Annotated in this window: 10 protein-coding genes; 5 read left to right on the top strand and 5 right to left on the bottom strand. The window is 48.1% G+C overall.

Going from position 1 to position 14,644, the window contains the following annotated elements; all coding sequences use genetic code 11:
- Positions 1-6: 6 nt before the first annotated feature.
- From MHM94_RS18300 to add, 4 genes are all read left to right on the top strand, one after another.
- Complete coding sequence (locus MHM94_RS18300; protein ID WP_235420176.1) at positions 7-1,845, top strand: uroporphyrinogen-III synthase; 1,839 nt, start codon at positions 7-9, stop codon at positions 1,843-1,845.
- 1 nt (position 1,846) lies between these two features.
- Positions 1,847-2,959, top strand: a complete 1,113-nt coding sequence (locus MHM94_RS18295) for a heme biosynthesis HemY N-terminal domain-containing protein (protein WP_235420175.1) — start codon at positions 1,847-1,849, stop codon at positions 2,957-2,959.
- Between the two features lie 27 nt (positions 2,960-2,986).
- The gene (locus MHM94_RS18290; protein WP_235420174.1) at positions 2,987-5,653 is read left to right on the top strand and encodes an ATP-binding protein; all 2,667 of its coding nucleotides are present in this window, start codon (positions 2,987-2,989) and stop codon (positions 5,651-5,653) included.
- A 62-nt stretch (positions 5,654-5,715) separates the two neighbouring features.
- Positions 5,716-6,720 carry an adenosine deaminase gene (gene add, locus MHM94_RS18285; protein ID WP_045979492.1) on the top strand — a complete coding sequence of 335 codons (1,005 nt, stop codon included), beginning with the start codon at positions 5,716-5,718 and terminating at the stop codon, positions 6,718-6,720.
- A gap of 1 nt (position 6,721) precedes the next feature.
- On the opposite strand, the gene MHM94_RS18280 is transcribed toward add, so the two are convergent.
- The 3 genes from MHM94_RS18280 to ubiD form a co-directional block, all read right to left on the bottom strand.
- Positions 6,722-7,135, bottom strand: coding sequence for a CBS domain-containing protein (locus tag MHM94_RS18280; RefSeq protein WP_138549049.1), 414 nt, complete (start codon positions 7,133-7,135; stop codon positions 6,722-6,724).
- A gap of 150 nt (positions 7,136-7,285) precedes the next feature.
- Positions 7,286-7,999, bottom strand: a complete 714-nt coding sequence (gene fre / locus MHM94_RS18275; protein ID WP_045979494.1) for an NAD(P)H-flavin reductase — start codon at positions 7,997-7,999, stop codon at positions 7,286-7,288.
- A 69-nt stretch (positions 8,000-8,068) separates the two neighbouring features.
- On the bottom strand, positions 8,069-9,535 hold the full coding sequence (ubiD, locus tag MHM94_RS18270; RefSeq protein WP_053911849.1) for a 4-hydroxy-3-polyprenylbenzoate decarboxylase: 1,467 nt from the start codon (positions 9,533-9,535) through the stop codon (positions 8,069-8,071).
- Between the two features lie 745 nt (positions 9,536-10,280).
- Here ubiD and MHM94_RS18265 point away from each other — a divergent pair.
- A complete protein-coding gene (locus MHM94_RS18265) occupies positions 10,281-12,239 on the top strand; it encodes a S9 family peptidase (protein WP_235420173.1) in 1,959 nt (652 codons plus the stop codon).
- 109 nt (positions 12,240-12,348) lie between these two features.
- Here the strand turns inward: MHM94_RS18265 and MHM94_RS18260 are convergent, their stop codons facing one another.
- Positions 12,349-13,635 carry a hypothetical protein gene (locus MHM94_RS18260; protein ID WP_235420172.1) on the bottom strand — a complete coding sequence of 429 codons (1,287 nt, stop codon included), beginning with the start codon at positions 13,633-13,635 and terminating at the stop codon, positions 12,349-12,351.
- Between the two features lie 121 nt (positions 13,636-13,756).
- On the bottom strand, positions 13,757-14,608 hold the full coding sequence (locus MHM94_RS18255; protein ID WP_235420171.1) for a tetratricopeptide repeat protein: 852 nt from the start codon (positions 14,606-14,608) through the stop codon (positions 13,757-13,759).
- Between the last annotated feature and the right edge of the window lie 36 nt (positions 14,609-14,644).

The following is a 14,644-nucleotide window of genomic DNA, read 5'->3' as shown; positions in this document are numbered from 1 at the left end:
ATTACTATGGCGCATATTGTGGTCACCCGCCCTCAAGGCAAAGGAGAAGCACTCGCTGAGTTGTTGATTGCTGCAGGTCATCGCGTCAGTACCACACCTGTGCTGCAGATTGACTATCTCTCAGTCGACGCAAATCAGCTGGCTACCCTCGATGAGGCTGATATCGCTATTTTTGTGTCGCAAGATGCTGTGCAAGGATTGTATCAACAGCGCGATACCTTACCCGCCAATTTGGCTTGCTTTGCGGTTGGACCCACGACCGCTCAAGCCCTTGAACAGCAATTCTTATGTAATGCCAAGGTGCCAAAAAAACAGCATGACTCTGAAGGGTTATTGAGATTACCCGAGCTGCAGAAGGTTGAAGGCAAAACAGTCGTGTTAATCAAAGGCCGAGGTGGGCGCACTTTGATTGCCAAAACGCTGAAAGACCGAGGTGCTTTTGTTAACTCACTGGTGACTTACGAGCGCAAAGCTGTCAACGGTAGCAGCAAGGCATGGTTACAGCAGTGGCAGCAGCAGGGTGTTGAGGCGTTGGTAATCACCAGTAACAGTGGTGCAGATGCTATTTTTGCTTGCCAAGATGAAAGCCTGTTACAGTGGCTTAAATCAAGGCAATTTTACATTGTAAGTGAGCGCACTAAGGCGCACCTAGTGAAGCTTGGGGTGAAAGGCGAGCACATTAAGGTTGCAGCCGATGTCGACAACGAGGCCATTGCCGCATGTATTGGTGCCGAGCAGGAAGGAAACATGAGCGAACAACCAAAAAACACACCAAAGAGTGAGCCTGCGCCAAGCGCAACACAACCTAAAGCAGTACCATCACAGAGTAAACCAATGACACAAAAAATAAGTAAAACAGCCGTTCTAGCGTTGCTGGTGGCATTGGCTGCGGCTGGGGTAACTGGATATCAATATTGGTTACAACAGCAGGCGCAAGACCAAGGACAGAACCAACTACAACAGCATTTAGAGCAGCTACAAAGCGATAATCAAGCGCTCAACCAACGCCTCGAAGCATTGGCCAACGCTCTGCAACAACAGCAACATAGTGCTCAGCAATGGCAACGACAGTTTAGTGATAGAGTTAATGGTGAGCTAAGCGCTAATCAACGTGCCGTAGCTGGGCAAATAGAGCAAGCCATTGATGGCTTGAACAATCAAGAGCAACCGCCGTTAGACATCAACGAAGTGAAGCGCTTGGTCGCCATGGCTGATTTTCAACTTTGGTCGGAAGCGAACTACGCAGGCGCTGCAGCAACGCTGAAGCGACTCGATGCATTACTGGCAAGTTATCCTGGGAATGCCCAATTAAGACGCGCTATTCACACTGATTTACAGCAGCTGGCCAGCATCGAAGTGGCCGATGTTGAAGCGGTGGTGCTTCGACTTCACGGCCTTGGTGGTCAGGTCGATAAGTTACAATTTAATATGGTTGAATTGGCGCCTACCGAAAACAATGGTGAGCAATCACAGGCATTGTCGGACAATGTATCTGATTGGCGACGCAATTTAGCTGCAACCTGGGATAAGCTGGTGGATGATTTTATAAAAGTGCGCAAGCGCGAGGCCGCTATAGAGCCATTATTAGATAACCAGCAGCAGCGACTTATTAAACAGCGACTTCACTTTTATCTTGATCAGGCAGGCTTTGCCGCTAGCCATAAACATCCCAAGTTGTATACACAAGCTTTGCAGAGTGCCGCCGATATCGTGACGCGTTACTTTAACCTGCAACAACCGCAGACCAGCCAGTTTTTGGGTCAGCTTAAACAGCTCCAATTAAAAACCTTGGTTCCTCAGCAGCCAGTTACGCTCAGCTCTGTTCAGGTTGTGGGGGAGTCTTAATATGGCGCGTTTATTAATTGTTTTTATTGTTATTGCTGCAGTTGCAGCGATAGCGCCTTGGCTGATAGATGAGAAAGGTTATGTTCTTATTGCGTTTGGTCAGTGGACTGTAGAGGGAAGCATTGTAAGCTTCACCATTCTTACTGCCTTGGCGCTGTTTCTTGGCTACCTAATTTACAGCTTGGTGCGCTATGGCTGGGGCAGTTACCGCAATTTGCGTCATGGCTTTTTCGCGCGCGCGAAAGAGCGCAAACAGGCCGTATTGGAACAAGCGATTTGGGCGCTGATTAATGACGACATGGAGCAGCTGCAACATACATTGAGCAAAGGCAAGGTGGAAGACCATTGGCAGGATTTTGCATTGGCAATGCGTGCCAAAGCAAGTTTGCGTCAAGATAAGCCAGATCTAGCCCTTAACTTGCTTGATGAACTCTCGGATACCAACCGTGCGAAGCCGGCAGCACTGTGGTTAGAGAGCCACTCAGATGCAGAGGTATTAGCGACCTTACGGCAACAGTGTAATAGTAAAAAAGCGACTTCACAGCAGCTAAATTTGTATGCACAGGTGCTACTAAGATTACGAAAGTACAGTGAATTTGCAGAGCTAGTGCCGCGTTTGGTGAAATTACAAAGTCTTAATGAATACCAATGGGACTGGGCGCTACGACAATATTTCCAAGGAGCAGATAAAACTCAGCTCGATAAGCGCCAAAGTGAGCTGCCAAAGCATATCCGTGAGGCGGCACATACACACTATTTACGTGCTGTTGTGCGCATAGGCGACATTGCGTCGGTGACTGATGCCCTGAAGAAGTTATTGAAACGCGGTGAATATTCGCAATTATTGTCTATCCTTAGTGAGATAGAGCAAGGTGACGTTGAAGCGCTGCAAAAGGCACTGCAACAAGAATTGAAGAAGCAACCTGACGAAGCAGAAATGCTATTGTGCCTCGCTTACTTGGCACAAAGCCAAGGAGAGCATGACCTCGCATCGCGTATTTTCGATAAGGTGCTAGCACAACAACAAACCCTGCCTCATCCGCAGCGTGCGATGCGTAGTTATCGCGCAACGCAGCAAGCTGAAAAAGCATTATTGGTTCTCGATCACAGCTAAGACTTAAGACCAGAAGCAGGGAAGGTAATGAAGAATCTCTTTAACTTAACCTTTGTAGTAGCACTGGGTTACTTCATTACCGGCTTTTTAAGCAACGCGCTACTGGCTATTGATGGCTATGCGGTGGCTTCCTGGCCCCCCTCAGGAATAGCGTTAGCGGCATTATTGATTGCAGGGCGGCGAGCGTTGGTTGGCATTGTGCTTGGCGCGTTGATGACCAACTTACTTCACCTTGAAGTGGTCGCCGACATCTTACACTGGCAGGTTGCTTTGCATGCGGCCTCCGTGACCGCAGCTTCAACTGCTCAGGCCTTTCTAGGTTACTGGGTCATCACTCGAATAATAAAAGCGCCTCTGGATCTCTCAGACCTCAAACTGACCATCACCAGTATTATTTTTGGTGGACCAGTTGTTTGTGTCTTCGCCGCTGCAGTGGGGACTGAGCTGCTTATCACTAATGGCGTTATTCCTGAGGTGGCGCGATGGGACAGCTTCGTCACTTGGTGGATAGGCGATAGCATCGGAGTTATGATTTTTACACCGTTGTTGTTGGCAGGCTTCAACTTCGCGGTGATGCGTCATCGCTTACAAGTGATTGTGCCATCCATGGTGATTTATGCAGCCATTAGCCTGACCTTTTATGCTGCTGCAACCAATAAGCACAATAAAGACCAAGAATTATTCCAAGCTCAAGCTCAGGTCGTTGTTGACCAATTCGACGAAATTCTTACTCGCCTGCGGGCCAATACTCAAGTGTTAGCATCCTTCATTGGTAATCAACAGTCGGTGACTCGTGGCGAGTTTCGTGAGTTTACGGCTAAACAGATGAATTACAATCCAGAAATCAACGCGCTGGTGTGGATGCCTAAAGTAAAAAGCCAAGATATCGCTCAGTTTGAACAATCTACCACGGTGGAAATGAGCAACCCTTTCAAAGTGTTTGCCCGCTATGAGCGCGATACCAATAATGGCGCACACTTTCCGGTTTACTACGGCCACTTTTCTCAGGGAATGCGACAGGTTTTTGGTTTAGATATCAGTGCTGAGCCTTATTTTAAGCATCTTCAAGCTTATAAAGGTGAACTCTTCGTCACTGATACCTTTGCGCTAGAGAGTAGCCCTCAAGGAGACTTAGGGTTTTTGGTGTTGTCGCCTGTCAGAGCCAAAGATAAAAGTATCAGAGGGTATGTGGCTGCGGTGGTTAGCTTGCCCTTGTTGTATCGCTCGGCGATGGCCAACCTGACCTTTAATAATGTTGGGGTTGAGCTGGTGGATATGAGTGCGCAGCCTCATAAAGTTATTTTACCTTTAGCGCAGTCCGGACCCGTTATCATGCGTCATGACTTTGCCATCGCTAACCGCCAATGGCAACTTAATTTGCACCGTCAAGGAATAGCCCACGCATGGTCTGGCTACTGGTATGCACAGGTCATAGGCATGTTGTTTGTATGGTTACTAATTACTTTTTTAATCGCTATTACCGGCAGTAATATTCGGGTGCGTGACCAAGTAGCAAAACAAACCCGGGTGTTACGAGAAGAAAAAGCCAAAGCTGATAGTGCCAATGACGCTAAGTCTCAGTTTCTGGCTAACATGAGCCATGAAATTCGTACGCCAATCAATGGCATTAAAGGTTTGCACTATTTAGCGTTGCAACAACAAGATTGGCCACAAGCACAGCAATATATCACTCAAGCCGACAGTGCTCTGAGCGTATTACTTCGGGTGCTCAATGATATCCTCGACTTTTCGAAAATGGAGGCGGGCAAACTAGAGTTGTATCAAGAGCCTTTAGAACTTGAAGAGCTGTGCAAAGAACTAAAACACCTTATGAGTGTGGAAGCGGGTAACAAAAGTTTAGTGATTGACTATGAAATTAACGAGGGAGTGAACCCTGTATTCCACACCGATGCAATTCGCCTTAAGCAAGTGTTATTAAACCTATTAAATAATGCCGTTAAATTCACCCAGCAAGGGGCGATCCGCCTAAAGGTAGACGAACACGATAACGAGCTTTGCTTTAGTGTCACGGATACCGGCATGGGCATTCGCGAAGATATTCAAAAGCAATTGTTTAAGCCCTTTTCTCAAGCCGATGGCTCCACCTCACGACGCTTCGGCGGCACAGGATTAGGCTTGAGTATCTGTCAGAAACTGGTCACCTTAATGGGCGGGCGTATTTCTCTAGAAAGTGAAGAGGGGCTAGGCTCGTGTTTTCGTGTCTATTTGCCCAAACAGAGCCCTTTAGCTGTGCGTCCCGATGTGCCCAAGGCGAAAGAGCAAGCCACTTTGGAGTTAGACCTCACCGGCGTCGCTATTTTGTTAGTTGAGGATAACTTGTTAAACCAACAAGTTGCCAAAGCCATGCTCGAGGGCAAAGGAGCTCAGCCTGATATTGCTAATGACGGTGTCGAGGCTATTGAGATGGTGAGTGAAAACCACTATGACTTAGTTCTAATGGATATTCAAATGCCGAACATGGATGGTTTAACCGCAGCTAGAGCTATTCGCAATGAGCTACTGCTAGACGACTTGCCAATTATTGGGCTCTCTGCCAATGCTCAAGAGCATGATTTTAAGCTGGCTGAGCACTACGGGATGAATGATTACGTGGTCAAACCCATAGACGCGGAGCGGTTATTTAGTAGTATCGCCATGCAGTTAAAACAGCACCCAGCGAAGCAGCACGCGTAGCTTGAATTTATCCCTCAAGTGCGTATGATCCGCGAAATTTTATCGAAACCTAGGGGGTCATTATGATCAATCGCCAGTTACCATTGCTCGACTTACACCGCCACCTTGATGGCAATGTGCGTGCCAAAACAATTTTAGAGCTTGGTCAGCAGTTTAATCTTGACCTTCCAGGCAGCGATCTTGAATCGCTACGCCCTCATGTTCAGGTAATCGAGGTTGCTCCAGACTTAGTCTCATTTCTGGCTAAGCTGGATTGGGGAGTGAAAGTGTTAGGGGATTATGACGCCTGTCGTCGTATTGCTATTGAAAATGTCGAAGACGCAGCTGCACAAGGTATTGACTATACCGAGTTGCGCTTTAGCCCCTATTACATGGCGATGAGTCATGGTTTGCATCCGCAAGGTGTCGTGGAAGCGGTGGTTGATGGTATCCACAGCGCGGTGCAAGAGCATGACGTTCAAGTCAACTTAATTGGCATTTTATCGCGTACCTTTGGCCAGCAAAAGTGCCAGCAAGAACTCGATGCCATCTTAGCCTTCAAAGAGCACATGGTCGCCGTTGATTTAGCTGGTGATGAGTTGGGCTTCCCCGGGGAGTTGTTTGTTGATCACTTTAGGCAAGTTCATAAAGCCGACTTGCGAGCGACTATTCACGCTGGCGAGGCCGAAGATTCACGCAGTATCTGGCAAGCCATTGAAGGATTAGGGGCTGACCGCATCGGCCACGGCGTTAACGCCGCTAAAGACCCCAAACTGATGGATTATTTGCGCGATCACCGTATCGGTATTGAATCTTGCTTGACCAGTAATGTACTCACCAGCACAGTAGCTCAAATTGATACACATCCGCTCAAACAATTTTTAGAGCATGGCATTTTGGCTAGCATCAACACCGATGACCCAGCGGTGCAAGGTATCGAGCTTGCTAATGAATATCAGCATGCTGCCTACCAAGCCGGCCTCAGCCAAGAGCATATCACTCAGGCCCAAGAAAACGCCCTGACTATCGCTTATTTAAGTGACGGTGATAAAGCTGCATTAAAAGTGAAAGCGGCGCAGCGTTCATAAATTAGGCTGCATTGCAGCTTTGATAGCTGCGACTTAGCGCATGTAAAACCTGAGTACGGCTAACGATGCCTATCACTTTGTTTTGCTCCACTACGGGGTATTGCTTGGGTTTATGAGGTTGTTGCATTTTTAGCGCAACCTCCAGCAGTGGCGTCTGTGTGGATGTTGTGAGCACATCTTGGTGCATCACATCAGCCACTGTAATGCGGCCATCACAAAAATAGCTATTGATGGTCAGCGGTGCCAGACAATCCTGCTCCGACAAGTAACCCACCAACTGTTGTTGCTCATCAACAACAGGTGCGCCTATAACTTGGTGCTTCTTGAGCAGCGCAATGGCCGCTGTTAGTTCCAAGTCTGGGCTGAGAGAAAGAAAGCTGCGGCTCATAGCATGCTGTACTTTTAAATCGAACATAATCGTCACTCCTTTAAGTCTTAGGAGCAGTGTAGGCTTGTCTTTTTGATAGGTAAAAGGGAATAAATAAATGGAAGTGTTCGATTTAACGGATGGTTGAGTGAGAGTTAGCCCTACATCGATGAAATGTAGGGCTTTAGCTTGCTGCCGCTACTTGATAAAAGCAAATGCGTCGGCAAACATATATTCGCGCTGGGCACCATGCTCAATGAAGTCGTCGCGTACAATGCCTATCATGTCGAAGCGTCCCGCCATATAAATAGAGTAAGGCTCCAAGGAAACAATGTCTTTCATCACCGCGTGGTGCACAAGGCCGGTATGACCATGCCATTCACCTTGAGGCTGCTCAACCACCGGGATAAAAGTGAAGTTACTGCGTTTAGCTGCCCACTGCTGCATTTCCTCTTTGGCATATAAAGCATCTTCATGCTTCACACCCCAGTAAAAAAAGACGGGACGGTCACAGTCAATTTCAGCTAGGTGGTCGGCCATTGATTTTACGTATGAAAAACCGGTGCCACCGGCTAACAATACCACCGGACGGGTGCAGTCGATGCGTAACTGCGATACGCCTAAACCTACTTCAATCAGCGCTTGGGTGCCATTTTCATGGTGCTGGCGCAAATGATCGAGGGCTTGCATCGCATAGCTATCAGCGCCCGATGCGCCGATATGCAGCTCAATTTGCTGTTTTTGGCTTGGGCGGCTGGCGATAGAGAAGGCGCGCTTATCTTTCTCGGCTAAAACGAGCTGCAAGTAGTGACCCGCTTCAAACTCAGCTGGCTGCTCTGGTGCCAAGACAACCTTGGAAACAAATTCTGTCAGTGGCGTGATGCTTACCACATCCGCTTTTAGTGTTTGCATGATTAACCTTTATGATTTTAGCTGCGCCACAGCGTATCACATAAGCGGCTGTGGCGATAAGTCTGCACTTTAGTCGATACCTAGGGAATCCCAGATTTCGTCAACGCGTTGTTTGACCTTGTCATCCATAACGATAGGCTCACCCCATTCGCGATCCGTTTCTCCTGGCCACTTATTGGTTGCGTCCATGCCCATTTTCGAACCTAAACCAGAAACGGGTGAAGCAAAGTCGAGATAATCGATCGGGGTGTTTTCCACTAGGGTGGTGTCGCGAGCGGGGTCCATACGGGTGGTGATCGCCCAAATGACATCATTCCAGTCGCGTGCGTTGACATCGTCATCACAGACAATGACGAACTTAGTGTACATAAACTGGCGTAAGAACGACCAGACTCCCATCATTACTCGTTTTGCATGTCCTGGATACTGCTTTTTCATGGTCACTACGGCCATGCGGTATGAGCAGCCTTCTGGGGGCAGGTAAAAATCGACAATCTCTGGGAATTGCTTTTGCAGTATAGGTACAAATACCTCGTTCAGGGCGACGCCTAAAATAGCCGGCTCATCGGGTGGGCGGCCAGTATAGGTGCTGTGATAAATAGGATTTTCACGGTGCGTAACATGCGTCACCGTCATAACAGGGAAGTCATCGACCTCATTGTAATACCCGGTATGGTCACCATAAGGCCCTTCTGGGGCGCGCTCGTCTTGAGCAATGTAACCTTCAAGCACGAATTCGGCACTAGCGGGAACCTGTAAATCGTTGGAAACAGACTTGACCACTTCGGTCTTACCGCCACGAAGTAAACCTGCAAAGGCGTATTCACTCAGAGTATCGGGCACAGGTGTTACCGCCCCTAGTATGGTGGCAGGGTCGGCTCCGAGGGCAACCGACACCGGATAAGGTTCACCCGGATGCTCTTTACACCACTCTTGAAAGTCAAGCGCACCACCGCGATGGGATAGCCAACGCATGATGATCTTGTTTTTCCCCAATAATTGCTGACGATATATACCGAGGTTCTGGCGTTTCTTGTACGGGCCCTTGGTAACGGTTAGGCCCCAAGTGATCAACGGTGCAGCATCACCGGGCCAGCAGTGCTGAATGGGCAAGCGGGTTAAATCTACTTGCTCCCCAGCTAATACTACTTGTTGGCATGGCGCTTTCTTCACTTCCTTCGCTGGCATGTTAAGCACTTGCTTGAACACCGGCAGCTGGCCTATGGCTTCTTTAATACCTTTCGGGGGCTCAGGCTCTTTTAAAAAGGCCAACAGCTTACCTACTTCACGCAAGGCCTCTACATTATCTTGGCCCATACCTAGGGCTACGCGTTCAGGAGTGCCAAAGAGGTTAGCTAATACCGGAATGTCGTAACCTTTGGGGTTTTCAAATAATAGGGCCGGGCCTTTAGCGCGCAATGTGCGATCGGCTATTTCCGTCATTTCCAGGTAAGTATCGATGGGCTGGCTAATTCGTTTGAGCTCGCCGCGCTTTTCCAGTAACGCGATAAAGTCGCGAAGATCTTTATATTTCATTACGCCTCGTTAAGCCTGAGTGTTTGCAGCATTATACTGTAACCCAATGGAAAAGCGATCAGTGGCTACGGTGACACTGCCAGGTTTCATTCCCTATCATTAGCATTGCTTCATCGCCCTTGCCCCAGAAGGTCATTTCACCGTTAGTATATTTACTCCCGGAGGCTGAGCGTTCTCCCGATAAACTGTAAGTATCGCCGTCAAGCGTTAATGTGGCCGTGCTGTCGTTATATTCGACCTTTAATACCGATCCAGAATCACACCGATAGCTAATGCCAACGAAATTGTCGGATGGTTCTATGGATAACTCTGAACACGCAGATAACAAAGTGACAAGTAATAATATTATTAGGGAGGGCTTCATAAGTGAAAGACTCCTATTTTGTGGACAACTACAGTGTAGCGTATGCACTTAACTGGGCCTATTACCCTTTTTTAGGATTTATTGAAGCTGCGTTAGCTCACCGTCTTTTTGCTATGACTTGAGCGCCCGACCCTTTGGGTGAGCGACGATAAATGAAGTTATCAGCACAAACAAAAAATCGCGGGCGCATTCGGTGCTGGTATTGCGCTGAATCCGCATCGCACACAACGTTGGGCTAGAGACTGGCGTTTGTGCTGATGTTAGCAACCCTTTCATCTAGTCCGTAGCTGGAACCATGATTGCTATCGCGGTACACTCTTGTAACTTATTTAACAAAAATAAAAAGTACTACTTTTAGAATGCATTTCATGGAGTGAAATAATGAAATTATTTATTGCCCTGCTGTTGGGGCTTGTTAGCACGGCTGTTGGTGCCGAGGAAGCCAAAACAGAGCTTATTCCCCTAGAACATTTCTCCCGTAGCGCACAGTACCATTCTCTTAAATTATCTCCCGATGGCGCCTACTTAGGGGCGATGACCAAAAAAGAGGGCAAGGATGTTCTGTTTATTCTTGATACCGAAAACTTCAAAATGCATCACGGCGTCAGTTTTCCCGGCAACGCACAGGTTGGAGATTATCAGTGGGTCAATAATGAGCGCGTGGTGTTAAGCAAAGAATATTTACGAGGCTGGAAAGACCATCCTGAGTATTATGGTGAATTATTTGGCGTAAACGTCGATGGTAGCCGCTCTAAATATCTGATGGGCTATCAGGGGGAGCAACAGACAGGCTCGCGTTTACGCAAGGCGACCTCCGTATACGGCACCTCTTATATTCTTGACCCATTGGTTGATGATGAGCGACACATGCTGGTGGTTACCTACCCTTGGACTGGCAGCAAGGAGCCCCATACCATCGTTTATGAAGTGGATGTGTATCGCGGGTTGCGCCGTCAGATCACCCGTTCACCGTCGCGTATGGCGCAGTTTTTAACTGACGAGCAAGGACGCTTGCGGGTATCGGTCTCTACTGATAATTACACCGATCAAGAGATTCACTTACGTGACCTTGATGAGGGTCAGTGGGTTGAGCTTGAGCGCGGGGCCATGGGGTTGTCAGATATCAAGTTGCATGGCTTTAACCAAAAAGGGGATGTGGTGTACGCCAGTGCCTCTAAAAATGGCGAACCAGCCGGCCTTTATAAGTTGAACTTAGAGACTAAAACCCATGAATTGGTCTATCAAGAAGAGCATGTCTCTCCTAGCAAGGTATGGGTTGATGAGGTCGATAAATCGGTATTCGCGATTGAATATGAAGCGCAATATCCTAATTATGCTTTTGTCGATAAGAATGCGCCAATGGCAAAGCGCCTGAAAGGGCTTTTGCAAGCAGTCCCCGGGCGCCAAGTGCGTATCACCAGCAGCACCGAAGACGGTAACCTGAGTGTGGTGTGGACTGGTAGCGATCGTCACCCCAGTAGCTTTTACCTGTTTAATGCCAGTACCAACGAGTTGAAGTTTTTGTTCTCGTCGCGGCCTTGGATTGATACTACGCAAATGTCACAAACCAAGCCCATTCAGTATACTGCGCGTGATGGGCTGAATATTTACGGTTACTTTACCGTGCCCCATGGTAAGGAATTAAAAGACTTACCATTAGTTGTACTTCCCCACGGCGGCCCCCATGGTCCTCGTGACTGGTGGGGATTCGATCCCGAAGTACAGCTCTTGGCTAGCAGGGGCATAGCTGTGTTGCAGGTCAACTTCAGGGGCTCAGGCGGCTTTGGTGGCAACTTCCAGCGTGCAGGGTATCGCAAATGGGGCAGTGATATTCAGTATGACATCATTGACGGTGTTAACTACGTGACAGAGCAAGGCTGGGTTGATAAAGATAATATGTGCATCATGGGAGCCAGCTTTGGCGCCTACTCAGCATTGCAAAGCGCTATTATTGAACCCGATATGTTCCAATGTGCGGTGGGCGTAGTCGGGGTCTATGATTTACCGTTGATGTTTGATGAGGGTGACGTGGCTGCGCGCGATAGTGGCCAGCGCTACTTACGCAAGGTCTTAGGCAGCGACAAGAAGCAGCTAAAGGCGTTCTCACCGAGTTACAATGTCGACAAATTAAAGGCGCCCGTACTCATTGTTCATGGAGGAGAAGATCAGCGCGCCCCCATTGAACAGGCCGAGTCTTTGATAGCCGCCCTAGATAAGGCCGAACATCCGTATCAATATGTGTTGCTGGAGGATGAGGGGCACGGCTTTTATAACGCCGAGCACCAACTTCATTATTACCAGCAGATGATCGCGTTTGTCACTGAACACCTTAATTTATAAAAGGTTTAGCTTGTGATTGAGCGATGTAAAAAGGCCCTGTTTTGAAACAGGGCCTTTTAGTAAGAAAATGGCCTACAGCCGCAAGGGCAAGCAGGCCACGGGAACAAACCTAGTGTGCGTGGTCATGCTCATCTTCAGCGATACCTAACCACTGCAATTTACTGGCAGCAAAGTTAAGCTCTTGGGTCGCAGTGATGGCCTGCGACTCTAAGTCCACTTTGTGTAGCATGTTCTCTTGCTGATTGAGCACGTAAAGAGCTTCCTCGTCTGCGGCAACCGCTAACTGGTAGTTCTCTGATACCTCAGAAAAAAGGTTGAAGTGAGTGCTGTGATGCCAGCCTCCATCGCCTTCAAAAACGTGTAAGTCACCGTGATTATCGAGAATAAAGTAAGCACCGTGATGAGCGCTAAAGGTGCTAGCCAAAGCATCGACGTCGGCTTCATCACGCCATAACACTTCGGTCATATCATGATTTTCTGGATCGAGGCTGAACAATCGCTTTGCTGAGGTAATGGCAAGCAGATCATGCGAGTTATGGCTTGCTTTGATGGTGCCAATGCGACCCTCAAGCCCCTCTGGGTTGGCTATCTTATGAGCACTGAAGCTCGTATCTTGCTGCTCTATTAGCAGTACTCCATCGCTACAACCAAAGGCGATATGTTCTTCATTTTGCGCGCTGCCGTGGAGCATCGGGCAGGTTGGTGCAAAGCGTAGTTCATGGTGAAGATGATCATCATGGCGGTGAAACAGCTCAACTTGGCTAGGCAATACAGTGTCACTGCTGGCCTCTCGATAGGTTGCTAGCACGTAGTCGCCGCGTATCTGTGCGGCACCATGCATATAAGTAGCAAACTCATGGTGGGCAATTACCTCACCTTCGCCAATATGATGATCGTCAAGCAAGGTGACTGATGCGTTGACCGTGTTTTGTTTATCACCATCGAAAAATAAGGCCGCTTGTTGCTCTGCAGCGTCAAAGTGTGTCGGCTTAGCACCACTAAGTTGTAACGATGACAAGCTAGGGGCTTGCTCGTAAGGGTGCATATGGTCGCCATGGTCTTCGCTATAAACGCCACCATCAATAAACTCTACTAAGCCCTGGTCTCGCTGGATCAGCGCGGCGTAACGCAATGAGGGTGTAGCATACATGCCAGATACCACATAAGTTGTCGGTAGTAGCTCGACGAGGCTTAAGTCCTCAGCGTTAAATACGCTTACTTCAGCCTGTTCAGCCGCCGAAATTATCAGGCGTCCGGCGATGTGCTCATCATTATGCTCATGCTCTGAATGCTCTTCAGGTGCAGCTTCTGTGGGTTGATTTAGGTCATCGATACTGTCGCCACAACCCCACAATAATGTCGTCGCAACTAATAATGGTAAATAACGTAAGCGCAAAGCAAGCTCCTTAATAATTATTCTGGCTCCATGTTTTGTTATATAGTAACATTAACATGTTATATTGCAACATAACATTGCTTGACGCCGGCTTTTAGTAACAGCTAGGAGTTATCGCTTACTAGCTACAGTGCTTTAGCGCTATTTTAGCTTTAGGGTGGTTTTGTTCGGCGGCTTTTTTAAACCACAGACATGCTTGTCGAGTGTCTTGTTCAGTGCTTTGGCCTTTTAAATACATGTCACCTAAGTTGTATTGCGACCAGGCATCACCTTGCTCGGCACCTCGCTGAAAAGCGCTCAATGCCTCAGCCCACAAGCCTTGACGAAAATACTCAATACCTTTTTGGTTGGCTTGATTTAATTTAGGCCCTTCGTAGAGAGGTTTTGGCTTAGGTCGTGGACGAACGATGCCGCCGTCAATGTAGATATGCTCTGGGCGACGGGCTGAAATAATCGTGCCCTGCGCAAATAAAGGGGCGAGCTGCTGACGCTCAAGAGAGATGGAATTTGTTAAAAAGTAGCTATCAAGCATTAAATTATCCATGCTGATGGCTTTGTCTGTGCCGCTTTCTCGCTTATAAGTGACACTACTGACTTTGAAAGTGACGGTATCTGGATCAACAGCTTTAACCTGAAGCACTTGATACCCCGGCGCTGCGTCTTTGCCAAGTGCACGACTTAAGCCTTGCTTTTCGAAGACGTACACATCCCAAACTTTGGGCGCAGCTAAGTTGGCAGCCATTTGTTGCCCTTGTTGGTGGTTATGATTAACAAACAAAACCACTAATGCTGCAATAAGCCATAAGCCCAAGCTATGGTAAGTCGCCCAAATGAGCCAATGGCTCAGAGCTGCGCCGGGCCTGCCTAGCGGCATCAAGGGTAAGCCATAAGCACTGAGAACTGAATAGCGGCCAAAGCGTTTATTGATATGAGTCGGAGCGAGTCGCTCGGTGGGGACGGCAGAAACTGGCATACTAACATTCCTTGTTGCGCAAGTATTTTCACACTA

Origin of the sequence: Pseudoalteromonas sp. CNAT2-18.1 (genome assembly GCF_022347865.1) — a bacterium.
Lineage (GTDB): Bacteria > Pseudomonadota > Gammaproteobacteria > Enterobacterales > Alteromonadaceae > Pseudoalteromonas > Pseudoalteromonas ruthenica.
This window is presented reverse-complemented; position numbering and strand designations above follow the sequence as displayed.

Excerpts from the sequence above, each read along its gene's own strand:
- MHM94_RS18300 (WP_235420176.1), top strand. The coding sequence starts at position 7 with ATGGCGCATATTGTGGTCACCCGCCCTCAAGGCAAAGGAGAAGCACTC.
- MHM94_RS18295 (WP_235420175.1), top strand. The coding sequence starts at position 1,847 with ATGGCGCGTTTATTAATTGTTTTTATTGTTATTGCTGCAGTTGCAGCG.
- MHM94_RS18290 (WP_235420174.1), top strand. The coding sequence starts at position 2,987 with ATGAAGAATCTCTTTAACTTAACCTTTGTAGTAGCACTGGGTTACTTC.
- add (WP_045979492.1), top strand. The coding sequence starts at position 5,716 with ATGATCAATCGCCAGTTACCATTGCTCGACTTACACCGCCACCTTGAT.
- MHM94_RS18280 (WP_138549049.1), bottom strand. The coding sequence starts at position 7,135 with ATGTTCGATTTAAAAGTACAGCATGCTATGAGCCGCAGCTTTCTTTCT.
- fre (WP_045979494.1), bottom strand. The coding sequence starts at position 7,999 with ATGCAAACACTAAAAGCGGATGTGGTAAGCATCACGCCACTGACAGAA.
- ubiD (WP_053911849.1), bottom strand. The coding sequence starts at position 9,535 with ATGAAATATAAAGATCTTCGCGACTTTATCGCGTTACTGGAAAAGCGC.
- MHM94_RS18265 (WP_235420173.1), top strand. The coding sequence starts at position 10,281 with ATGAAATTATTTATTGCCCTGCTGTTGGGGCTTGTTAGCACGGCTGTT.
- MHM94_RS18255 (WP_235420171.1), bottom strand. The coding sequence starts at position 14,608 with ATGCCAGTTTCTGCCGTCCCCACCGAGCGACTCGCTCCGACTCATATC.